22 protein-coding genes and 1 pseudogene are annotated in these 21178 nt (G+C 64.9%); 12 read left to right on the top strand and 11 right to left on the bottom strand.

The window, feature by feature from the left end:
- Window positions 1–24: 24 nt before the first annotated feature.
- From EYW42_RS13555 to EYW42_RS13545, 3 genes and pseudogenes are all read right to left on the bottom strand, one after another.
- A pseudogene (locus tag EYW42_RS13555) lies at window positions 25–627 on the bottom strand (IS6 family transposase).
- A gap of 176 nt (window positions 628–803) precedes the next feature.
- Window positions 804–1151, bottom strand: coding sequence for a nuclear transport factor 2 family protein (locus EYW42_RS13550; RefSeq protein WP_161972951.1), 348 nt, complete (start codon window positions 1149–1151; stop codon window positions 804–806).
- A gap of 216 nt (window positions 1152–1367) precedes the next feature.
- Window positions 1368–1835 carry a phosphotransferase family protein gene (locus EYW42_RS13545; RefSeq protein WP_161972950.1) on the bottom strand — a complete coding sequence of 156 codons (468 nt, stop codon included), beginning with the start codon at window positions 1833–1835 and terminating at the stop codon, window positions 1368–1370.
- A 270-nt stretch (window positions 1836–2105) separates the two neighbouring features.
- Here EYW42_RS13545 and EYW42_RS13540 point away from each other — a divergent pair, with 270 nt between their 5' ends.
- From EYW42_RS13540 to EYW42_RS13530, 3 genes are all read left to right on the top strand, one after another.
- Window positions 2106–2912, top strand: coding sequence for an alpha/beta fold hydrolase (locus EYW42_RS13540; RefSeq protein WP_135535827.1), 807 nt, complete (start codon window positions 2106–2108; stop codon window positions 2910–2912).
- Complete coding sequence (locus EYW42_RS13535; protein WP_135535826.1) at window positions 2909–4867, top strand: hypothetical protein; 1959 nt, start codon at window positions 2909–2911, stop codon at window positions 4865–4867. Before EYW42_RS13540 ends, EYW42_RS13535 begins: the two co-directional genes overlap by 4 nt.
- Before the next feature lie 108 nt (window positions 4868–4975).
- Complete coding sequence (locus tag EYW42_RS13530) at window positions 4976–5104, top strand: phosphohydrolase (protein ID WP_135535825.1); 129 nt, start codon at window positions 4976–4978, stop codon at window positions 5102–5104.
- Window positions 5105–5218: 114 nt separating this feature from the next.
- Here the strand turns inward: EYW42_RS13530 and EYW42_RS13525 are convergent, their stop codons facing one another.
- Window positions 5219–6415: a redox-regulated ATPase YchF gene (locus EYW42_RS13525; RefSeq protein WP_135535824.1), complete on the bottom strand. Its 1197-nt coding sequence runs from the start codon at window positions 6413–6415 to the stop codon at window positions 5219–5221.
- Between the two features lie 86 nt (window positions 6416–6501).
- A complete protein-coding gene (locus tag EYW42_RS13520) occupies window positions 6502–7101 on the bottom strand; it encodes a hypothetical protein (RefSeq protein ID WP_135535823.1) in 600 nt (199 codons plus the stop codon).
- A gap of 84 nt (window positions 7102–7185) precedes the next feature.
- Here EYW42_RS13520 and EYW42_RS13515 point away from each other — a divergent pair, with 84 nt between their 5' ends.
- Complete coding sequence (locus tag EYW42_RS13515) at window positions 7186–8343, top strand: NAD(P)/FAD-dependent oxidoreductase (protein ID WP_135535822.1); 1158 nt, start codon at window positions 7186–7188, stop codon at window positions 8341–8343.
- 17 nt (window positions 8344–8360) lie between these two features.
- Here EYW42_RS13515 and EYW42_RS13510 read toward each other — a convergent pair whose 3' ends face one another.
- Window positions 8361–8789 carry a hypothetical protein gene (locus EYW42_RS13510; protein WP_135535821.1) on the bottom strand — a complete coding sequence of 143 codons (429 nt, stop codon included), beginning with the start codon at window positions 8787–8789 and terminating at the stop codon, window positions 8361–8363.
- Between the two features lie 132 nt (window positions 8790–8921).
- On the opposite strand from EYW42_RS13510, the gene EYW42_RS13505 reads away from it, so the two are divergent.
- Together EYW42_RS13505 and EYW42_RS13500 are read left to right on the top strand one after the other, a co-directional pair.
- Complete coding sequence (locus EYW42_RS13505; protein ID WP_135535820.1) at window positions 8922–9359, top strand: universal stress protein; 438 nt, start codon at window positions 8922–8924, stop codon at window positions 9357–9359.
- Window positions 9360–9526: 167 nt separating this feature from the next.
- Complete coding sequence (locus EYW42_RS13500; protein WP_135535819.1) at window positions 9527–10582, top strand: NAD(P)/FAD-dependent oxidoreductase; 1056 nt, start codon at window positions 9527–9529, stop codon at window positions 10580–10582.
- Window positions 10583–10588: 6 nt separating this feature from the next.
- Here EYW42_RS13500 and EYW42_RS13495 read toward each other — a convergent pair whose 3' ends face one another.
- Entirely contained in the window at window positions 10589–11863 is a 1275-nt protein-coding gene (locus EYW42_RS13495; protein ID WP_135535818.1) for a carboxypeptidase regulatory-like domain-containing protein, read from the bottom strand.
- A gap of 127 nt (window positions 11864–11990) precedes the next feature.
- Here EYW42_RS13495 and EYW42_RS13490 point away from each other — a divergent pair, with 127 nt between their 5' ends.
- From EYW42_RS13490 to EYW42_RS13485, 3 genes are all read left to right on the top strand, one after another.
- Entirely contained in the window at window positions 11991–13277 is a 1287-nt protein-coding gene (locus EYW42_RS13490) for an ornithine cyclodeaminase (RefSeq protein ID WP_135535817.1), read from the top strand.
- A gap of 67 nt (window positions 13278–13344) precedes the next feature.
- A complete protein-coding gene (locus EYW42_RS19515) occupies window positions 13345–13506 on the top strand; it encodes a hypothetical protein (protein WP_161972949.1) in 162 nt (53 codons plus the stop codon).
- A gap of 6 nt (window positions 13507–13512) precedes the next feature.
- Complete coding sequence (locus tag EYW42_RS13485) at window positions 13513–14589, top strand: hypothetical protein (RefSeq protein ID WP_135535816.1); 1077 nt, start codon at window positions 13513–13515, stop codon at window positions 14587–14589.
- A gap of 81 nt (window positions 14590–14670) precedes the next feature.
- Here EYW42_RS13485 and EYW42_RS13480 read toward each other — a convergent pair whose 3' ends face one another.
- Window positions 14671–15048 carry a universal stress protein gene (locus EYW42_RS13480; RefSeq protein ID WP_135535815.1) on the bottom strand — a complete coding sequence of 126 codons (378 nt, stop codon included), beginning with the start codon at window positions 15046–15048 and terminating at the stop codon, window positions 14671–14673.
- Between the two features lie 234 nt (window positions 15049–15282).
- Between EYW42_RS13480 and EYW42_RS13475 the strand changes: the two genes are divergently transcribed.
- On the top strand, window positions 15283–16236 hold the full coding sequence (locus EYW42_RS13475; protein WP_135535814.1) for a phytoene/squalene synthase family protein: 954 nt from the start codon (window positions 15283–15285) through the stop codon (window positions 16234–16236).
- A 46-nt stretch (window positions 16237–16282) separates the two neighbouring features.
- Here EYW42_RS13475 and cruF read toward each other — a convergent pair whose 3' ends face one another.
- The 3 genes from cruF to EYW42_RS13460 are packed head-to-tail and all read right to left on the bottom strand — an operon-like array spanning window position 16283 to window position 19426.
- Window positions 16283–17122: a bisanhydrobacterioruberin hydratase gene (cruF, locus tag EYW42_RS13470; protein WP_135535813.1), complete on the bottom strand. Its 840-nt coding sequence runs from the start codon at window positions 17120–17122 to the stop codon at window positions 16283–16285.
- Entirely contained in the window at window positions 17115–17948 is an 834-nt protein-coding gene (locus tag EYW42_RS13465; protein WP_135535812.1) for a prenyltransferase, read from the bottom strand. Before EYW42_RS13465 ends, cruF begins: the two co-directional genes overlap by 8 nt.
- Window positions 17945–19426 carry a phytoene desaturase family protein gene (locus EYW42_RS13460; RefSeq protein WP_135535811.1) on the bottom strand — a complete coding sequence of 494 codons (1482 nt, stop codon included), beginning with the start codon at window positions 19424–19426 and terminating at the stop codon, window positions 17945–17947. The genes EYW42_RS13465 and EYW42_RS13460 overlap by 4 nt, the downstream gene beginning before the upstream one ends.
- Window positions 19427–19502: 76 nt before the next feature.
- Between EYW42_RS13460 and EYW42_RS13455 the strand changes: the two genes are divergently transcribed.
- Both EYW42_RS13455 and EYW42_RS13450 read left to right on the top strand, forming a co-directional pair.
- Window positions 19503–20195, top strand: a complete 693-nt coding sequence (locus tag EYW42_RS13455; protein WP_135535810.1) for an SDR family NAD(P)-dependent oxidoreductase — start codon at window positions 19503–19505, stop codon at window positions 20193–20195.
- A 76-nt stretch (window positions 20196–20271) separates the two neighbouring features.
- Entirely contained in the window at window positions 20272–21111 is an 840-nt protein-coding gene (locus EYW42_RS13450; RefSeq protein ID WP_375137131.1) for a ZIP family metal transporter, read from the top strand.
- Window positions 21112–21178: the final 67 nt, after the last annotated feature.

Raw genomic sequence — 21178 nt, 5'->3', positions numbered from 1 at the left:
CTGATTCCACGCGAAGGCAAACGATCAGAGCCAGTCGTCAGCTGTCGTTGCTTCGGCGTTGCTGAAACTGTTTGAGAATGAAGAAGTGCGCCGCCTTACCGCACGAAAGACATGTTCGCCGCTATTCCGGTTTCCATGTTTGGCATATCTGAAATCGAGGCCGTGTCGTGAGCAGGCGTCTTTCAGTGAGAGTGTCCCATCGATGAGAAACACGGCGTCATCAACATCGTGTTTTTCGCGGAGTTCCGCGAAAAACACGTGAGCGATAACCTTGTTCGTCGTCGGTTCGAGCTTTGTATGGTGTAATTCGTTGGTTTCTGGATCGTCCGCGGCGTACAGCCAGTGTTGCTCGTCGTTGAGTTAGATCACGGTTTCGTCAACCGAAACGTGTTCCGGCGATTGACCAGTCTCTGGCTGTAGATCGGCTTTGTGAACCCAATTATGCACAGTTGAACGCGTACGTTCAACACCGAATATCTAAAGACTCGAAACTGTATTCTAAAGCGATAATTCAGCCAGATGCAACTGAATACCTATCTCCATCAGCAGTCGCGGCGTCGATTCACGTTCAACAAACTCTAGGTCGATCTGGTCGATACTACCGCTGAGGCGTGTGTTTTCGGGCATGAACCACTCAGAAAACACCACGCCTCTCCTTTCGATCCTTATCTGAACACCGCCCTTTCTTTGACGCTAAGTGATTTCGGTAGGAGCGACTTTCTACTCAGGTCCGGGACGACACAAACTACTTTGGCTAGCTACTCACACTCTGTAATATATCACTCTACGAACACCAGCCGCTATCACTTAGTGAGCCACAACCTCTGAATCTGGTCTCCTTCCACCAGATAGATCGCAAAGACCTCTAGAGGTTCGTCCATCCCCGTAACCCTCTCGTGACAAAATACGAATTTGCCAAGTGTCAGTTCAGTTAACACCTCACATTGAAGAGTCGGGTATTCCTGGAACAGAGGTGCATACTGATCGCGGATTTCTGATCGACCCTGTGCCATATCTGCGCCTGTTGAGAGGTTACTGATGACTGCATCTTCTGCGAACCACCGACCGAATTCCTCAACATCAGTGTTGTTGTAGGCGTCTAGCTGGTTGTGAACGATCTCTGACAGCGTCTGATCAGTATTAACTGGCACACCGACGGTTTCCTTTCCATCAGTATCAAGATTGTCGTGCAGCGCTCTTCGCCAGATTTATTCAGACTTTAAGTATCTGTTTTATAACTAAGATTATGTAATTTGGTATTTAATTTTGCCAAATGTAAATTTGTGCGAGTTCGTATGCGGCAGGCGTCGCGGCGGCCCCCGCCCAGTCGAGAACGGCCTGGGTGACGCAGTTGGCATCGGGATCGATCACGAGGTTCGCGGGACGATAGTCCATTGGGCCAGGACAGGCGTGACGTGTGTGGTCGAGCGGCACTTGGTAGCCGCCTCGCTGGTGTGTTCGTAAAGCGTCTCTAAGTAGGGCTCGAACCGTGGCCCAAACTGGTCGATTTTGGCCTCAAGCGTCTGCTGGAACCCCGATGGCCGGTCGTCGGCTACGTTCGCTGCTGTCACACCGTCGTTGCCAATAGTAAGAGGTCCACAGTGCTCGAAGGTATCGGTGCTATGGAGGTCGGCCAAGTGCCGGCCAGCCTCCTCACAGATCCGGGCGAGGAGATCGGGAGACTCGATGACAGGCCGGCCCGGGAACGTTTGCCGGGGTACCCGTTCGTAGAGACAGCGAGGATACTCCAGCAGGTCCCTGGACGTTCCGAGTACCTCGGGGACCGAAATTGCCGTGTGCTCGCGAATGAGCTGCAGGATTTGGGGTTCAGTCAACACGCAGTCACCCGACACTGCTCCGACTTTCAGGATCGCTTTCCGATCGTCTTACGTAACCTCGTAGACGCCGTTTTGCCGGCCTCGACCGGTAGATGGTGTGGATTGGTTATCTAGTTGCTTCCTGCCCGTACGACTGACTACGAACCGGATCGGAGTCGACTAAACTGCTAATTATGTGCACTATATTCAGCACACCACTCCTGTTGAGCCTGGAGGGCGACGACCCGGCCCCGACTACTAAACGGAGGTTCGTCGTAGGTCGGTGGTATGGTGGGATCGTCACAGACGGATCTGCGCGGAGTCACCGTTACGGGAGACTCGGACGCGACCGCTGTCGTGTTCGTTCACGGGGTGACGTTGACGCGAAAGATGTGGCTGCCGCAGGAATCGGAACTCGGCGAGGAGTTCCGGGTTATCTCGTTCGATCTCCCCGGCCACGGTGAGCGCGCCGCGGAGGAGTTCCGATTCGACGAGGCTCTCTCTTTGCTCGACCGGGTTGTCGAGACGGTCGCGGACGGAAACGCAGTGGTGGTCGGCCTCTCGCTCGGGGGGTATCTCGCGACGGCGTACGCCGCGCGACACGGCGAGAAGGTCGACGCACTGGTTATCTCGGGCAGCAGCGTGAACCCGACCGGTCTGCTCGGCACCCTCACGCGAGTCGTCAGCGCGGTTTCGCGACTGGCGAGCAAAAGCAAACTCGTCCGCAGAGGATACAGTTCGGTCTGGAAGCGGATCATCCGGAAACTGGACCTGCACGAGGACGAAAAGCGGGGGATAATCGACGCGGGGTTTTACTTCCGACCGTTCGGCACGGCCGGGAAAGCGCTGGCCGGCCGGGATTTCCGCCGCGAGTTCGGCGCGTACTCGGGTCCGGCGCTCATCCTCAACGGGGAGGGCGACCTGCTCTCTCGGCGCGGCGAGGACGCCCACGCGGCGGTCGCCCCGAACACCCGCGTCGAGGCCGTCGACGCCGCCGGCCACACCTGTAACCTCCACCAACCGGCCGCGTACAACAGGGCCGTCGAACAGTTCTACCGGGAAGCGCTGTCGGCGTTTCCCTCCGGTGCGGAATGACCGGGCGTCGAGCGTTCCCGGACGTCACGCGGCGCGACTGGCTCCGCACGACCGGCGGCGTCGCGGGCAGTCTCCTCGTCGCTGGTGACGTTAGCGGGCGTAAGACGGCCGACCGGTCGGTGCCCGCAGTGCGAAACGACGACCGGCAGGACTTCGTCTGGCTGAACGGGTCGCTCCGGACGACAGACCGACTCCGAGACAACGTCCTCGCGTTCGCCGACCGGCACGACCTCGCCGTCGTCCTCGTGAAGACGAACGTCAACGTGCCGGATGTCGTCGACGCCGTCCGCCCGCACGTCGAGGCGGCGGCCGAACGCGGCGTCGACGTCTGGTTGAACACCGGCATCCTGAACCAGCTAACGGCCGGGGAGTTCGTCACCGACGACGACGGACGGGGGCGGCATCTCGACCGACTCCGGAGCGTCGCCGAACTGTACCGCGACCGCGTCGACGGCGGCCGGATCGTCCTCTGGCAGGAAGCCCCCGTCTCAGGCCGGTGGGCCGAGGGGGGCAAGTGGACTGCCGAGTCCGTCGCGAACCTCCGGGAACACGGCCCCGCGGTGTTCGCGGCGCAGCGGGAGGCGATACGGGACGTCGCGCCGGACATCGACGTCGGCATCTTCGTCCACTTCCCCTACGTCGTCGACTCGAAGACGCCGGAGACGTACGCGAACCTGCTGTCGTCGCTCCGCGACCGCGACGCGCTGCCGGACTTCGCGTTCGTCGACTTCTACCGCGGCTGGTACGAGAAAGACGCCGGGGCCGAACCGGCGAACGACGCGATCCGAAGCCTGATCGAGAACGCCCGCGAGGGCGTCGACGGCCGCGAGGTGTTCTACATGGGCCAGGCGCACACGATCAACCCGAACCACACGCCGAGCAAGACAGCGATGCGTCAGGACCTGTGGACGGCGCTCGACGCCGATGCCGACGGCGTCGGCTGGTACTCCCGGAACCAGTACAAGCGCACGCGCACCGGGTTCGACCCGTACGTTCCGAACGAGGGCGACGCCGAGGAGTTCGGGGATCGGCCGGACGTCTCCACGTTCACTGTCGCCCGCGACCGGTACCAGTACGCCTGGTCGGGCACCCATCCGACCCGGCAGGGGTACGACCCGCGGGAGCGGTTCGACCTCTGGGTTCACACCGACGCGGTCGGCTTTCACGACCACAGCGTCTCGCTGCGGTCGACGGACGGCGACTGGACGTTCCTCGCTGATATCGGGAGCTACGCCGACGGGGAGTACCGCTTCGACGACGGGCCGCACGTGTCGATACTTCGCGGACTGGACCGCGAGCGGTTTCTTGGCGACACCCTCGACCTTCGTATCGAGTCTCGGGACGAGACCACGCTCCGGGGCGTCTACGTCCGGCCGTGCGCCCCCGACACGTTCGTCACGGAACGCGAGGCGACCGAGATCGTCCCCGACCGCAGGTTCGGGACGTTCGGTCAGTTCTGTCTTGGGCACTCGACCGGTCGGGTGACCCTCGCCGACGGTGACACGACGCGGGTCGCCGTCAGCGTGGACCGCCGCCGTCCGAGCGTGCCGCTCGACGTGCTCGTCTATCCGGACGCGCTCGACGTTCGGTCGGCGCTCCGTCGGGCGGAGCGCGACGCGGAGTTCCGGCCGCTCGACCGGTTCGACCTCTGGATCGAGGGGGCGGCTCTCTCGGCTCTCGACGCCGTGTCTCTCGACGACCGCGACGCCCTCGATGCGAGTGTCGCCGTCGCTCGGACCGATGCCGCGGCCGTCTGCTACGGGGTACCGCGGTCGCTGCTGGACGGCGGGACGCTCCCGACTGCCGACGCGGCGGGCGGAGCGTCCGTCGAGGCGCTGTACGCGATGCCGTACGGTGGTACCGGCGCGTTCACGACGCCGGACCGCGCCGGAGACCTGATCGCGGCGGACCGCGACGCGGTCGAGACGTTTAGCCTGGCGTACGCGCGGCGCTGACACGGGCGCACGACACCCACAGACAGTCCAGAAACCGCAAGAGGGCGTAAATTAACTCGGTTTCGAATCACAGTACGCTTTTACTCTCGGGGGTCGCACACACGACTAATGCCCGAGATCGAGGTTTCCGACAGCCTGTACGACAAACTCGAAGAGGCGTCCCAGGACGGCGACATGGACGACGCGCTGTGGGAGATGGTGTACCTGTTCGAGCGCGGTAACAACCCCGCGGAATAGACGTTCGACGCCGAGTTTTCTCGCACTGGCCGAGCGACTGCCAGGTTCTCGTGGCGGTCCGAGCGACTGCCGGAGTTCTTGCGACCGGGAAAGTAGCCGCCGTGAGTCGCCCGACTACTGATTCGTCGAGAGGATTTCGACGACTGCACGGTTCTCTAGCTCCCGGTCCGCACCGATCTGGCGCTCGGTCCGACAGTCGACGGCGTGGAGGAACCCGTCGCCGATGTCCGAGTGGAGGTGATAGGCGAAGTCCTCCGCCGTCGATCCCTCGGGCAGGATGAAGCAGTCCCGCAACACCTTGCCCTCGTCGGTCACGACGCCGTTCGAGGAGCCGGGAAACACCGCTACGCCGCCGAGTTCGTCGAACAGGGCGGTCTCAAGTGTCCGCTGGACGCCCGTTCCGTCGAACGCGCCGACGAACTCGCGGATCTGCTCTAACCCCTCCGCCTGCTCCTCTGCGATGTCGCCGGTGACTTCGAAATCGTCGTCGCCGGGCCGGTAGTCGACCGAGTCCTCCTCGGCGGCGGTCTTGAGAGCCCTCTCGGCGTGGGCGCTGGTCGGCACGACCGTCAGATGGTCGTACTCGGGGTCGTTCGTGATCTCCTCGTAGTTCGACTGCGCCTCCGGCGTGTCCATCTTGTTCGCGGCGATCACCATCGGCTTCGTCCGTTTGCGGATCTCGCGGGCCAGCGCCGCGCGGTCGTCGGCGTCCCACTCGTCCGGGTCGAGCGGCAGGTCGAGCCACAGGATGGTCTGTTTGATCTCGTCTTTGTTCGTCCGGAAGGCGCTCATCTGCTCCGCGAGGTCGACCTCGACCTTCGACTCTTCCCCGTCGTAGCCGGAGCGGTGGCGCTCGATGCCTTTCTCCAGAACGTCCAGATACCACATGTCGAGTTCGTTCTCCAGGAAATCGATGTCGTCGCGCGGGTCGTGGTCCTCCGTCGGCTCCCCTTCGAGGTCGGTTTTCCCGGAGAAGTCGACGACGTGGACGAGCACGTCCGCCTCGTTCAGGTCCGTCAGAAACTGGTTTCCGAGTCCGTTTCCTTCGTGTGCGCCGGGAATGAGCCCCGCCACGTCTACGAGTTTGACTGGGACGAACCGTTTCCCGTCCTGACAGTAGCCCGTCTCCGGCGTGCAGGTTTCGCCGAACTCCGGTGCCGCGCAGTCGACGCGGACGTACGCCTCGCCGACGCTCGGGTCGATGGTGGTAAAGGGGTACGCGCCCTCCGGCACGTCGTTCATCGTCGCGGCGTTGAAGAAACTCGACTTCCCGACCGACGGTTTCCCGACGAGGCCGATCTTGTGGGTCATTACGCCCCCTGACCGGGCGCGGCAGGAAAGAGTTACCAAACGAATCCGCTTCGTCAAAGCGTCACAGTGCCACGGTCTCCGGCGGGTTACTCTTCGGTTTCCTCCTTGTCGTCCGCTCCGAACGTCGTCTCCTCTCCCTCGTCTGCGTCCACACCTGTCACCTCGGTGTCGGTCTCCTCCGTTTCGTCGTCGAACACCACCTCGGTGTCGCCGGGACTGTCGTCGTTTCCGCCCTCGTCGAGCCCGAAGTCCTCCTCGTCGTCGGTCATCTCGCCGCTCGCTTCCATGTCCGTCTGGATGTCCTCCGGCGGTTCGTCGGTCCTCTCGTCGGACCCCCCGAGTTCGACTTCAGTCATTTCCGTCTCCGCTTCGATCCCTTCGTCCTTGGAACCGGTGATTGTGTCCGTGTATTCGGCGCTAGAGAGCGTCTCCTGTCCTTCCCGGCGGGCGCGTCGCTGGAGCAGACCAACGCCCAGCGCGAGAGTACCGAGGGCGAGTCTCCGGCCCCGCTTTTCGCGAGAGCGGAGCCCGCGAACGATCCAGACCGCACCGGTCCAGATAGCGAGCCGTCCCGAACGGAGTTGCCTGCGGAGGCGACCGCCGCTTTCCCCTATCGCCTCGTCATCGCGTTGGTTCTGTCTCCTTTCACCTTGCGCCGGTGCGCTGAAGAAATTCTTGAGTTTCATCGGTTCTCTGACGACAGATCTACGACGGCGACTTAGTTAAACGTCGACCCGGGCGATGAACTGGCTCGACGCCCTACCCCGAGTATGACTCGACAACCGTCTTACGAGGTGATCGTGGTCGGCGGCGGTCCGGCCGGGTTGACGACGGCCCTGTACACGACCCGTCTCGGTCACCGCACCGCGCTCGTCACGCGCGAGGGCGGCCGACACGAACTCGTCGACGCCGTCCACAACCTGATCGGCGTCTCCGAGGATACATCCGGCCCGGAACTCGCGGCCGTCGCGGTTGCCCAGTTAGAGGAGTACGGAGCGGACTACTACGAGGACGCCGTGACGAGCGTCGAGCGGGTTGCCGACGGAGAGACGGGGACGGACGGAGCGGAGACAGGCGGCGAAGAGACGCCTGCCGACAGACCCTCGACGAGTGACGGAGGCGAAGCGGGAGAAGCGACGGACAGCGGCCGCCGGTTTCACGTCGAAGCCGCGCACGCGGACATCTTCGCGGACCGCGTCGTGCTTGCGACGGGTTTCACCGACGAAGCGCCGCGCGTTCCGGATCTCCAGCGGTACACCGGTCACGGCCTTCACTACTGTCTCCACTGCGACGCGTACACGCTGGGCGACGCCAGCGTGTTCGTCGTCGGCCACGACGACCACGCCGCGGAGATCGCGATGACCCTGCTCAACTTCACCGGCGACGTGGATCTGGTGTTAAACGGCGAGGACCCGTCCTGGGACGACGAGACGGCAACACAGGTCGAAACGCATCCCATCGAGGTCCTCTCACGAACTGTCGCGTCGACGTTTCCGGACGAGGGAGCGGCCGACCCGCCGTGGATCGGGGGACTGGAGTTCGGCGACGGCACCACCCGCGAATACGCCGGCGGGTTCGCCGTCTACGGACGGTCATACAACTCCGACCTCGCTGCCGACCTCGGTTGCGACCTCAACGACGATGGGTCCGTCGCCGTCGACGACGACTACGAGACGAGCGTCGACGGCCTCTACGCCGTCGGTGACGTGACCCACGGGCAGAACCAGACGCCGGTCGCCATCGGCGACGGCGCGTACGCGGGCATCGCCATCCACCACGATATCCGGCGGTTTCCGCTGTCTTCCGAGGAGTGCGCCGACCGCGACGCCGAAGACATCGAAGCCCCTGCCGCAGCAGACGACCTGCGGGCGCGGATGCGTCGCCACCGGACGCTCAACGACCACGCGGGGATGACGCCGGACGAGTGACTGACCCGCGGAGGCCGTCACGCCTCGGCGATAGCCTGTTCGGCGTACCAGACGAGCGAGAAGTCCTGCGGACTGGGCAGCGCACACGCCAACCACGCGACGCTGCCCGTGATTACGTACGGATTACCGGTGCTAACGGGGTCCGGAACGATACCCAGGGGGATCAGGGTGAACGGCGTCGCGAGCGCCAGCGGCATCAGCGCCGACGTGCGGAGTAGCCACGGAGACGTGTTCTCGGGGAGCGCCTGCGGCGTTACCGCGGCCCACGTGCCGAACGCGCCCGCCCGGAGTAGGTCGGTACCGTCGCGGTCGGGGAGCCACTCGGTATCGTACGGAATGCCGCCCGCTCGGAGTACCGAAGCGTGGGCGTACTCGTGGACGACGGTACCGACGCCGAGAACGACGACGAGAGCGACGACAGCGCCGAGAGATTCGATTATACCCATCGAAAGTCGACCTTACTTACCGGTACACAGGAACCACCACTCATTAATCTCTCGTTTCCGGCCGGCGTTACGTCGACCGATGGAGACGCGATCACGGTTCGATTCAAGTGCGTGGACTGAGATCGTCAGCCCATGTACGACGATGTTCTGATGCCGACGGACGGGAGCGAGGGAACGATGACGGCGCTCTCTCACGCCCGCGAGATCGCGGCCAATCACGACGCGACGCTTCACGTCGTCCACGTCGTCGACCGCCGCGTCTACCTCGCCGCGGGGAAAGACGAACAGGACGAGGTCCTGGCGGAGTTGGAAGAGGAGGGAGAGTCGGCGATCACCGCGGTTCTCGACCGACTCGACGAAACGACTCTCGACGTCGAGACCGAACTTCGGGAAGGTGTTCCTCACCGGGAACTGCTGGAGTACGCCGACGATCACGGCGTCGACCTGATCGCTATCGGCACGCACGGTCGCTCGGGCCGGGACCGCATCGTCAACATGGGAAGCGTCACGGAGAAAGTCGTCGACGAGTCCGAACGACCGGTCCTGGTCGTCCACATCGAGAACGAGTAGGGAGTCGGCGACGGCTGATACTGTCGGGCGGCGGCCAACGAAGACTGAGATACACCGGTCGGGGGCCCACGAAGACTGTCGTCACACCGCCGTGTCGAACCTCGTCGAGAAGTTTCGTCCGACATGACTCGTCGAACCTTTTGGCCGGCAGTGCGTACTCGGACGCGATGCAGTCTATCGCTATCGTCGGCGGCGGCGTCGCTGGCCTCGGTGCGGCGTACTCGCTCCGCGACAGAGCGGCGAACGTCACTCTGTTCGAACGCGACGACGACATAGGGGGACGCGCGGCGACTCGCCACCGTGACGGATGTGCGTACGACTACGGTGCGAACTACCTGAAAGACGGCGATTCGCGGGTCACGGAACTCGTTAGGGGACCGCTCTCGGACGGTCTGGTCGAGGTCGACGGCCCGGTGTGGACGTTCGACGCCGACGGCGAGGTGTCGCCGGGACGGGACGCCGATGAACACAAGTGGACGTACGAGGACGGTATCGCAACGCTCGCCGTCCGTCTCTGCGATGCCGCAGACCCCACGGTCAGAACCGAGGCGACTGTCGAGTCGCTCAAACGGACGAACGACGGATGGGTCGTGTGGACGAGCGACGGTTCGGCGGACGGGGAACGTGCCGGGCGCGTTCGAAACGGAGCGTTCGATGCGGTCGTGCTGACGCCGACCGCCCCGAACACTGCGGACGTCCTCGCTGCCGCGGAGTGGGATCACCCGGTCTGCGAGCGGATCCGCGAGGCGGTTGCAGCGGTCCCGTACCGTACTATCATCTCGGTCGCCCTCCACTACCCGTTTTCCGTCGACGTGCCGCACTACGCACTCGTCAACACCGACCGCGAGCACGAGGTCGGGTGGCTCTCGCGGGAGGAGTGCAAGCCGGGCCACGTTCCCGGCGGCGAGTCGCTGTTGGTCGTCCAGATGGCACCTGACTGGTCGGCGTCGCGGTACGGCGACGAGGGCGACGGGATAGCCGCGGACGCGGCGGAGCACGCGTCCGAATTGCTCGACGACGACCGCCTCGCGGAGCCGGACTGGCACGACATCGGCGAGTGGCGATACGCGCTCCCGGACGACGGCGTGGCGGACGGGACGGTCGAACGAGCGCGGGATCACGACCTCTATCTCGCCGGCGACTGGGTCGCTGGCGACGGCCGGTTGCACTCCGCGCTGGTCAGCGGGATAGAAACCGGAGAACTACTTGGGCAGGGCGGGTGAACTGCGTCAGTCGCGACGGCGAAACGCGACGAGCGTCGCCGCCAGGGCGATCACCGTTACCCAGACGGTGAATCCGGGCAAGCCGCCGCCGTCGCTATCGGTTTCTTCCCCGTCGCCGCTCGTATCGGGGGTCGCAGTCTCGGTCGCTTCGCCGACGCCCTCGACGGTGACGGCGTCTGCGGTCAGGCCGTCGGACTCCGCGGTGATCTCGAACTCGCCGGCGGCGGTGATGGGGACGCTCAGAACGCCGTTACCGTCTGTTTGGCCGACTTCCTCGTCGCCGCGATACACGACGGCGTCGCCGATCGGTTGCCCGTACTCGTCGGTCACTTCGATGCGGACTGTTCCGCCCACATCGACGCTATCTTGCGCCGGTTCGATCGAGATGCCGGGCGTTCGCGTGATGTTGTACGTGACAGCCACGTCGTCCTGTTCGTCGATCTCCAGTTCGCGTTCGACCGTCTCGTACTCCGGGTGTTCGAGGGTGACGGTGTACTCCGTGTTGACGCCGAGACGGGTCGCCGCTTCGCCGTTCCGTGTATCCGTATGGACCGTCGTCACCTCGTCGCCGTCGTTCGACACCGTGATACTGACATCGCCGACGGGCGTCGAGTTGTTGAAGTGGCCGTCTCGCACGGTCACGTCCACGTTCGTCCGGGCGGATTCGAGTTCGGCGGAGACGGTCGTTTCGCCGTCGGCCGTGAACTCGACTTCGTCCTTCAGATACCCCTCCCTGACTACCCTGACGGTGTACTCGCCGGCCTCGATACCGTCAGTCCGGTACGTCCCGTCCGCGTCAGTTCGGCCCCGTTCGACGGTTCGAAGGTCCCCGTCTTTCTTCAGCGAAACCCGAGCGCCGTCGACGGCACCGCTGTCGTCGCTCACGTCGATAGTCGCGTTCGCACGGGGATGGACCGTCACCTCAATCTCAGTGTTCGATTCCAGAGACTGGGGCTCGACGGGGAAGTTCCGAACGTAGTCGTCGTGCTCGATGTAGATAGAGGGTGAAACGCCCCGGGGAACGTCCACGAGGGCGCGGCCGTTCGACACTGTCGTGGTCTCGTTGTATCCGCCGTCGTAGGTGACGTTCACGTCCGCTCTCCCGACGGGTGTACCGTCGTCGTCGACGACCGAGAGTTCCAGCGTTACGAGGTCCGGAGTACCGCCGTCAGCTGTCGCGGACGGGGTTGATTCGTCGGAGTCGGCCCCCGCGAGGGGGGCAGTGGCTCCGAGAGCGCTCGTGATCAGGAGGAGTGCAACGAGTACCGCCGAACGGTTCATATTCGCGGTGTTGTTTACTGGTTACTTAAATTTCACCTCCGTTATAGTAAATAGTCTGTTATGTTCTGCGTTCCGGCGGCGTGTCATCTCCACAACGCTCTTGTCGTCCTCTCGCTATGCCTTCCTCATGACTGCCACGCGTACCGTCGAACTCGAAGGCCACATCATCGACTCCGGGATGATGGGTCGCTGTTTCGGTCTCATCATGGATATGGACGGCTCCTTCGAGGTCGAGCAGTTCGATATCGGCCGGCACAAACACGAGGAGTCGTACGCACGTCTGGCGGTCTCCGCCGACACCGAACACGACCTCCGGTCGATCCTCCATGAACTCCACCAGAACGGGGCGACGTTGCTCGACCCCTCCGACGCGACGCTCGAACCCGCTCCCGAGGACCAGGTCGTGCCGACGGATTTCTACTCCATGACGAACCACCCCACGAAGGTCCGCGTGGACGACGAGTGGATCCCCGTCGACAACATCGAGATGGACTGTGCGGTAGTCGTCGAGCGCGGGACGCGAGGCGACTCGGACGGAGCGAGCGACGACGAGGAACTGCGAGAGCGGGGGGCTGTCGGACCGAAAGCGTACACGAAAGTCCTCAACGCCGTCGAGGAAGGCGACATGATCGTCACCGGCGAGGCGGGCATCCGCGTCGAACCGCCTGAGCGGCCGCGGGGCGACGAGGGCGGCGCGTTCGGCTTCATGCAGGGCGGGGTCAGCAGCGAACGGCCGTCCGAATCGCTTATCGCGAAGGTCGCGGACGCCGTCGAGGAGACCAAACAGGAGGGCGGAAACGTGCTCGCGGTCTGTGGCCCGGCGCTTATCCACTCGGGCGCGGCCGACGACCTGGCCCGCCTCGTCCGGGAGGGCTACGTCGACGCGATCAGCGCCGGCAACGGGTTCGCCGTCCACGACATCGAGCGCGGCCTCTACGGCACCTCGCTCGGGATGGACATGGAGACGATGGAACACCCCCGGAAAGGCCACAAGCACCACATCTACACCATCAGCGAGATCATTCGCGCGGGGGGGATCGAGGCCGCAGTCGAGGACGGCGTCATCACCGAGGGGATCATGTACGAGTGCGTCGAGAACGACGCGCCCTATGTCCTCGCTGGGTCCATCCGCGACGACGGGCCGTTGCCCGACACCATCACCGACGCCGTCGAGGCTCAAAACGCGATCCGCGAGCAGGCCCGCGACGCCGACATGGTGCTCATGCTCGCGACGCTGCTTCACTCCGTTGCGGTCGGCAACTGCCTGCCCTCGACGACCCGCGTCGTCTGTGTCGACATCAACCCCTCGACCGTCACGCAACTGCTCGACCGCGGGAGCGCACAGGCGATCGGCATGGTTTCGGACATCGGCACGTTCGTCCCGATGCTCGCGGATAACCTACTCGACCAGTAGGAGAACGGAGGCGTTGCCCTACGCCTAAGACGCTCGCGAGTGCACGTTCTACCGGGGATTGGGGACGATGCAAGACGAACAACAGTACTACGAGCGACGCACGTACGGACCGAACGAACACTTCGAACACGCGGACGTCACCGACGAACACGAGGACGTCGGCGACCTCCGCCGCGGCGGCCAGGCCCGCCACTCGCCGGGCGACGAGTCCCACGAAGGCTGGGCGTAGAGAGAGATGGCACAGTCGCGACGAGGCGAGAGCGGATCGACAGACCGCGGCGAGTCGAATCAACGACGCGCCGGTTCGAACCACCCTCACGGCGGATCGAACCGGCGCGATACGGATCAGCGCCGGAGCGGATCGAATCAGTCTCAGCGAGGGAGCGAGACCCGGTCCGGAAGCACGAACAAGCGGTACGGACGCCGGTCGCGCGAACTCAGCGGTGCCCGCGGTGACACTCTCTCCGACAGGCAGGAGTCTGACGACGATAGCGGCGGCTTCCTCAGCAGTTTGTTCGGTAGCGACGAGGAAACGACAAACCGCGACCGTGACGCGGGCGAACGCGACAGGGGTGACCGGACCGAAAGCGGTCGCGGGGTCGGCGACTACGCGAGACGTAACCGCGACATGCCCCGGCACACGAACGCCGGAGAGTCGGCCGGAACCGGCGCGAACGACCGCCAGACCAACCGACGGCAGGCGGGCACGGACGAGGAGGGCCGAACGGACCGCGCCGGATTCGGCGACATCGGCCCGCTGGGGGGAGAAGACGCCCGTCAGGACGCTCGCCAGCAGGGCGGCGGCGAAACGCCGGACGAGTACCGTGAGACGCGTACTCAGGGACAGATACCAGAAGGCGAGCGACACGGCAGCGTGACCGAGCAGACGCTCGACCGGGGCACCACCAGCCACTCTAGCCGTCACGAGTTCGGTGGTCACAGCGCCGGCGACACCGGGACGACCGGCCGCACCCGCCGCGAAACTGAGTCGGCCGACCACACCGACCGCGGTACCGACCGCCAGCACGGGTCCCGTCGCCGGAGTCAGAGTCGCAACAGCAACCCGTCGCAGGGGAGCCAGCGTGGGAGTTACCGCGAGGAGGGACTCACCGGCCGCGTCGGCGGCCACTTCGGGAACCCTCCGGCCGAGGAATCGCCCGAACAGGGGGGCGAGCGGCAGTTCGGCGGCGAGCGCGGCCGGAGCGAGCGGGACCACCAGTTCGGTAGTCGACGCGGCCACGGCAGCCAGCTCAGGGCGCGGTTCGGGGAGGACCGCGACGAAGCGGACCGGTCCCGCAGTAGTAGTCACTGAAAATCAATGCACACCAGATCGCTCGACAGCGATGCGATCAGCGTGTAAATCGTTTCAGTGACTACGATAGTCCGACGCCCGCTACGGGGAACGCGGTACCACCGTGACCGGGAGCGGCGGGTCGGCGATCAGGTCGCCGACTGAGCCGCCCGGTCCGAGGTTTGCGCCCGGGCCGCCCCGCCGCGAGCAGACGACGAGTTCGTCGGCGTCTCGCTCGGCGATAGCCTCGCGTAGTTCCTCGGCCACGGTGCCGTTTCTGACCGCCGTCCCGACGGTTGCCACGGCGCTCAGCCGGACGCGAAGGACGTTTAACGCCTCCCGCCGGTCGCGCTCTGCCGTTCCGCCGCCGGACTCGACGACTGCGATCCCGACCACGTCGTCGCCGTCGAGGCGCGACTCCAGATAGTCACAGATGTCGGCGCTCGTGTGGACCGAGTCCGTTCCGACGAGATACAGCATACGGAGTGGTGGCGAACGGATGGCAATAGCTCTACTGACCGTGCAGTGACCGCGTGGCCTTCCGGGGAGCACCTCTCGGCGGTCATGTAACCGAGCCATACGCGGTCTCCACTCGCCTTTTGTCCTGTCGTTACAGGGGGTATCATTATAATCGATGAATCCTTAGCAATGGAAGATTCATGCATCGTCGAACCAGCCCGACTGGGACACTCAACAGCCCGTTTGAATCCACCAATGGCTGACGACCGTCGCGTCCGCGAGAGCAAGGCGATCCAGCGTCGAACGGGGAAGACCTTCCACCTCGCGACGAGGGTCCTCCCAGAGCGGGTCCGTCACCCGACGTACGTCCTCTACGCGTTCTTCCGTATCGCTGACGAGGTTGTCGACGACGCGGAGGGCGTTCCGACCGACGAACAGGCCGCTCGCCTCGAATCGCTGCGAGCGGAAGCGCTCGGTCGGGCGGACCCCGAATCCGAAGTACTGGCGGCGTTTCAGGACGTCCGGGTGGAGTACGGCGTTCCGGACGAGGAGATCGACACGTTCATCGATGCGATGAAGACCGACATCGACAGGAGTCGGTACGAGACGTACGACGACCTCAGGACGTATATGCGCGGGTCCGCCGCGGCAGTCGGGGCGATGATGACCGCGATAATGGAGACGGACGACGAGGAAACCGCGCTCCCCCACGCAGTCGCCCTCGGCGAGGCGTTCCAGATGACGAACTTCCTGCGCGATGTCCGGGAAGACATCGTCGAAATGGACCGCATCTACCTCCCGCTGGAGTCGCTGGAACGTCACGGCGTCACCGAAACACAGGTCGAGAACCTCCAGTTCACGCCCGAGTTCGCCGACGTGATGCGGGACGAACTCGTTCGGACGGAGCAACTCTACCGCCAGGGGGTTGCCGGGATCAAGTATCTGCCGCGCGACTGCCAGTTCGCCGTCCTGCTGTCGGCGGTGCTGTACGCCGACCATCATCGCCTGATCCGCGCCCGAGAGTACGACGTGCTATCCGCGACGCCGAGTCTGGGAACCGCTCGGAAGTTCTGGCTCGCGGCCCGGACCCGCTGGCACTGGCAGTGGAACCACGACCCGGTCGAGGTGTTTCGGCGCGTCAGCGCGCTGCCGGACGCGAACGTCGACAGGTACGAAGTGGATCCGCCGGATCCGGTCCCCGTGCGATGAGTGTCCGCGGAGGACCTGACCGTCCGTCGGTCGTACTGTCGGCCCGTCACCGGTCCGGGAGTCCGTCACCCTGCGACCGCCACACGTCGAAGTCGAACCGGTCGGTCCGCAACAGACCGGCGAACAGACAGACCGAGAGCGCAACTGAGGCCCAGTTCCCGTAGACTGCGTTGACGCCGCCCCAGAGGACGACGAAACTCACCAGGTCGTCGAGCGCGAACTCGCAGGAGCGCAGGCGGGCAAGCAGTTCCGCGCGGTCGAACGCGAGGTCGAAACAGACGACGGCGACCGTCCCCGACAGCACCCATCCGGCGTAGTTCGAAAGCGGCACGCCGTAGTACGCGCCGCCGTTGCTGTACGACCAGAATCCCAGCGCGACGGCCCCGGGATCCAGCACGAGGTCGACGACCAGCACCGTCGGGAGCGTGGCGAGCAGGCGGACCGCTCGCCGGCGCGTGGCATCGCCCAGCAGGAGCAAAACGAGCAGGTAGCTGTTCAGGACGAGAGGGAGAAAGAAGACGGGCAGGCCGACCGGCACCTCGCCGAACGCCATCGGTCCGAGGTCGATGCCGTACTCGAACTCGCCGTAGGGCCACCCCGTTCGGACGCCGACGAGTTCGATGCCGTACGCGTACGCCGTCAGCGCGAGCACGGCCACGGCGGCCCGCCGGTCGACGACCGGCCCCACGCCGGCGATAAGCGGCAGGCGCATCACGAGCGTTCCGAAGAGGATCAGCGTCGGCTGAAACGCGAGCGGCGGCGGGACCAGGCCCTCCGCGCTGGCGAGCAACAGAACGGCCCCCACCGCGGGAAAGACGACTGCGATGGTGAACCGGTTTCTCCGTACGAGGTCGTCCAGTCGCCGCTGAACCGCCGCCCTATCCATTGACCAACCCCCACAGGCCGCCCATCGTCAGCGCGGCACCGACGACGGCGTTTATCGCCGGGTAGTACCAGTACGCCCGGTCGACGGCGACGTTCGTCCGGGCGACGGCGACGACGAGAAGAGGGTAGACCGCAAGCAGTGCGCCCGCCCGCGGGTCCAGTGCGGCGAACGCCGCTGCAGCCAGCGTCCAGCAGACGGCGCAGTAGGCGTACGTCCGCCGTTCGCCAAGTGCCGTCGCAGTCGTTCGAATTCCCGCACGCCGGTCCGGTTCGATGTCCGGGATCGCGGAGAAGGTGTGCATCGCCATCGACCAGAGCCACCCGCCCGCGACCGCGAGCATGGGCGGGTGCTCGCCGGCGACGGCGGCGTACGCGGCCGCACCCGGCAGGACGTACAGCCCGTTCGACATCGAGTCGAGAAACGGCGTCGTCTTGAACCGCAACGGCGGCGCGCTGTACTCGGTCGCCAGCAACAGGAACGCGACGAGCCAGGGGATCGCAAGTGGCTGCACAACGGCGGCAGGCACGGCGATCAACGCGCCGGACGCCGCCACGGCGACGACGACGAATCGCTGGCCGCCGTACCGGACCTCCCTGTCCGATTTCTTCGGGTTCTCCGCATCGATGTCCGCGTCGAACACGTCGTTTATGCCGTACAGATAGACGTTCGCAGGCACGAGAAAGTAAGCGAACAGGGCGACTGCTACGGGCGTAGCGAGGTCGCCGACGAACTGCGCACCGTACGCGACACCGACGAGAACGGGGCCCGCGAGATACAGCCAGAACCGCGGACGCGACAGTTTCAGCAGGTAGCGCCTGCGGTTCATGCGTGGTCGTCGACGACTTTCTCCGCCGTCACGTCCCCGCTTATCAGACACATCGGGACGCCGATGCCCGGGTTCGTGTACGACCCGGTGAAGTAGAGGCCGTCGACCTCCTTCGAGCGGTGCGACGGGCGGAACGCGGCCGTCTGGGTGAGGGTGTGAGCGATACCGAGGGCGGACCCCTTCGTGCTGTTGTACCGTTCGGCGAAATCCGAGACCGAGAACGTCTCCTCGACGACGATTCGATCCCGGAGGTCGACGCCGGTGCTCTCTGCCACGTCGCTCAGCACGACGTCGCGGTACCGCCGGCGCGTCTCCGGTCCATCGTCGAGTCCGGAGGCGATCGGAACGAGCGCGAACAGGGTGCTGTGTCCGTCGGGTGCAACAGTGTCGTCCGTCTTCGACGGCGCACAGAGGTAGTAGGCGGGGTCGTCCGGCCAGGACGGGGTCTCGAATATCTGGTCGAAATGCTCCTGCCAGTCCGTCGGCAGGACGAGCGAGTGGTGGGCCAGTTCCTCGACGTCACCCTCCACGCCGAGATAGAGGAGAAACGCCGACGGCGCGTACGTCCGGGAGTCCCAGTACTCGGCGTCGTACGAGCGCTTCTCCGGGGGGAGTAGCTCCTGTTCCGTGTAGGCGTAGTCGGCGTTGCTGACGACGATGTCGGCCGTGAACCCGTCCGTCTCAGTTTCCACTAAAAACCCGCCGCGGCGGCCCTTGATCTCCGTTACGGGCTGGTTCGCCCGGTACGTCACGCCGAGTTCGTCACCCATCTCGACGATGCCGTCGACGACGCCGCCGATCCCGCCTTCGGGATACCAGACGCCGAGGTTGAAATCGACGTGGCTCATCAGGTTGTACAGCGCCGGCGTGTTCGTGGGCGACCCGCCGAGGAACACGAGCGAATACTGCATTATCTGCCGGAGTTTCGGGTGGTCGAAGTAGCGCTCGACGTGGTCCTGCATCGACCCGAGCAGCGAGAGGCCGTCGGCGTTGAGCGCGACGTCGCGGTCCAGAAAATCCCGCAGTCGGCTCCGGTCCTCGTAGACGAAATGTTCCATCCCCACGTCGTAGGTGTACTCCGACTCCGTCAGATAGCTCTCCAGCGCCTCTCCGGCACCGTCCTCGTAGGAGTCGAACACCCGTTTGGACTCCGCCAGGGTCGCGGGGATATCCACCGTGTCTCCGTCCTTGAAGAAAATACGGTAATGTGGGTCGAGATGTTCCAGGTCGTAGTAGTCCTCCGGCGTACGGCCGAACGCCCCGAAGAACCGCTCGAACACGTCGGGCATGAGATACCAGGACGGTCCCATGTCGAATTCGAAGCCGTCGACTTCGAGGCGACTGGCCCGGCCGCCGAACTGGCCGTTTTTCTCTAGCACCGTCACGTCGGCACCGTCGTCGGCGAGGTAACACGCCGTCGACAGGCCGCCGAATCCGCTGCCAACGACGACCACAGACTCACCAGCGAGCGGGTCCATACCGAACCCAACGGCGGAATGATAAAAAGCGCTCCCCTCCCGACGGTTTTACCCTTGATTCGTCCGTAGGAGTGGTATGGACGACGATACCGCCGTCGTGACCGGCGGCACTCGTGGAATCGGGAGCGCGGTCGCACGAACGTTCGCCGACGCCGGAGCGAACGTGGTCGTTTGCGCCCGCGACGCGGACGACGTGGACGAAACAGTCGCGTCGATAACCGATGCGGGCGGGTCAGCGACCGGCATCCGTGCCGACGTTCGCGACGAATTCGACGTCGAACGGCTGATGGAGACCGCCGCTCGGTTCGGCGGTAGCATCGACTACGTCGTCGCGAACGCCGGCGTTTACCACGGCGACCCCGGCGAAACGCCGCTCCCGGACGAGTCTTACACCGCTTTCGACGACCACTTCCGAACCAACGCGCGCGGCGTGTTCGCGACTGTTCGCGAATCCCTTCCGTATCTCACCGACGACGCCCGCGTTCTCGTGACGACCGGATCCGTCGCCCGCGACCCCGGCCCTGGTCTGGGCTCTTACGCCGTCTCCAAGGCGGGGGCCGAAGCGGTCGTCCGCGGGTTCGCTGCCGACCTCGACGTTCCCGTAGGCTGTGTCGACCCGGGCGTCATCGCGACTGAACTATCCGGGCCGTCGGGGCGGGACCCCGTGGACGTTGCTCCGATGTTCGCCTGGGCTGCCACCGAAGCGCCGGCAGAGGACCTCGACGGCGACGTGTTAGGCCTGCAGGCCTGGCGACAGGCGACGCGCTGACCGCGGTCTTTATTATTGTCGAGGCGCGCTGTTCTACTATATGAATATTAACGAAGAGAGAGGAGTTATTAACGCGGTGCGGGAGAGTTCGGGCGTTGGCCTCCTCGCTGTCGTACTACTTTGCAGTCTCACGGGATTTGCAGTGATCGCCGCGGACCGGGCACCGGAGATGTGGAAACTGATCGGTATCTCGTGGTTTGCGTTCGTAGCGATGGCCGGGGCGGCCCCGTTCGGTGCGCGTAGCGCAGGCCGGGAACAGGCGCTGACGCTGGTCTGGGGCTACGGCCTCGCCAGCGGTGCGATGGTGACGAGCGCCGCCGTCTTCTTGCTGCCGCAGGCGTTCGGCCTGCATCCGAAGATCGGCGGGTTCGGCGTGGCCGCGGGGCTGCTCACCGGGTTCGGTGCGCACACCGTGGGCCACCGCTTCACGCACGCCGACTTCGGCTTCGACCACACCGCGCTGGAACTGTCTGCCCACGCCCTCTCGGCGGGCATCATCATCGGCATCATCTACGGCAACATGCCGGAACTCGGCCCGCTGCTCGGCCTCGCAATCGTCTCGCACAAAGGGCCGGCGGGCTACGCGGCGGCGCGCCGCCTCGCGGGCGACGGCCGGTCCGTCTCTGTCCTCCTGTTGCCGGCCGCCGGCGTCGGCATCACCGCTATCCCCGCGGCGCTGGTCCAGTTGCCCGCGAACCAGACGATAAACGCCGCCGTCTTCGGCTTCGCCGCCGGCGTGTTCCTCCACGTCGCCATGGACTTCCTGCCGAGCTGTGAACTCGGCGGCGAGGTGTACGAGGTGGCCCAGGTCAGCGACGACGCACACCACCTGTTAGACCGCCTGCGCCTGCACGCCGTCGGCAGCACCGCGCTGGGCGGTATCGTCGTCTTTCTCGCCTGGTTCGCGCTCAGTTAGACTCGCCGCTCTCGTCCGGTTCGTCTTCGAGATATTTTCGGGCGGAATCGGAGAGCGACTCGCATCC

Origin of the sequence: Halostella pelagica (assembly GCF_004762015.1) — an archaeon.
GTDB classification, from domain to species: Archaea; Halobacteriota; Halobacteria; order Halobacteriales; family Natronoarchaeaceae; genus Halostella; species Halostella pelagica.
The sequence above is the reverse complement of the archived record's forward strand: the minus strand, read 5'-3'. Positions and strand labels throughout refer to the sequence as shown.

Bases quoted from the DNA above. Each gene is read 5' to 3' on its own strand.
- EYW42_RS13540 (WP_135535827.1), top strand. From the start codon at position 2,106: ATGGTGGGATCGTCACAGACGGATCTGCGCGGAGTCACCGTTACGGGA.
- EYW42_RS13535 (WP_135535826.1), top strand. From the start codon at position 2,909: ATGACCGGGCGTCGAGCGTTCCCGGACGTCACGCGGCGCGACTGGCTC.
- EYW42_RS13530 (WP_135535825.1), top strand. From the start codon at position 4,976: ATGCCCGAGATCGAGGTTTCCGACAGCCTGTACGACAAACTCGAAGAG.
- EYW42_RS13525 (WP_135535824.1), bottom strand. From the start codon at position 6,415: ATGACCCACAAGATCGGCCTCGTCGGGAAACCGTCGGTCGGGAAGTCG.
- EYW42_RS13520 (WP_135535823.1), bottom strand. From the start codon at position 7,101: ATGAAACTCAAGAATTTCTTCAGCGCACCGGCGCAAGGTGAAAGGAGA.
- EYW42_RS13515 (WP_135535822.1), top strand. From the start codon at position 7,186: ATGACTCGACAACCGTCTTACGAGGTGATCGTGGTCGGCGGCGGTCCG.
- EYW42_RS13510 (WP_135535821.1), bottom strand. From the start codon at position 8,789: ATGGGTATAATCGAATCTCTCGGCGCTGTCGTCGCTCTCGTCGTCGTT.
- EYW42_RS13505 (WP_135535820.1), top strand. From the start codon at position 8,922: ATGTACGACGATGTTCTGATGCCGACGGACGGGAGCGAGGGAACGATG.
- EYW42_RS13500 (WP_135535819.1), top strand. From the start codon at position 9,527: ATGCAGTCTATCGCTATCGTCGGCGGCGGCGTCGCTGGCCTCGGTGCG.
- EYW42_RS13495 (WP_135535818.1), bottom strand. From the start codon at position 11,863: ATGAACCGTTCGGCGGTACTCGTTGCACTCCTCCTGATCACGAGCGCT.
- EYW42_RS13490 (WP_135535817.1), top strand. From the start codon at position 11,991: ATGACTGCCACGCGTACCGTCGAACTCGAAGGCCACATCATCGACTCC.
- EYW42_RS19515 (WP_161972949.1), top strand. From the start codon at position 13,345: ATGCAAGACGAACAACAGTACTACGAGCGACGCACGTACGGACCGAAC.
- EYW42_RS13485 (WP_135535816.1), top strand. From the start codon at position 13,513: ATGGCACAGTCGCGACGAGGCGAGAGCGGATCGACAGACCGCGGCGAG.
- EYW42_RS13480 (WP_135535815.1), bottom strand. From the start codon at position 15,048: ATGCTGTATCTCGTCGGAACGGACTCGGTCCACACGAGCGCCGACATC.
- EYW42_RS13475 (WP_135535814.1), top strand. From the start codon at position 15,283: ATGGCTGACGACCGTCGCGTCCGCGAGAGCAAGGCGATCCAGCGTCGA.
- cruF (WP_135535813.1), bottom strand. From the start codon at position 17,122: ATGGATAGGGCGGCGGTTCAGCGGCGACTGGACGACCTCGTACGGAGA.
- EYW42_RS13465 (WP_135535812.1), bottom strand. From the start codon at position 17,948: ATGAACCGCAGGCGCTACCTGCTGAAACTGTCGCGTCCGCGGTTCTGG.
- EYW42_RS13460 (WP_135535811.1), bottom strand. From the start codon at position 19,426: ATGGACCCGCTCGCTGGTGAGTCTGTGGTCGTCGTTGGCAGCGGATTC.
- EYW42_RS13455 (WP_135535810.1), top strand. From the start codon at position 19,503: ATGGACGACGATACCGCCGTCGTGACCGGCGGCACTCGTGGAATCGGG.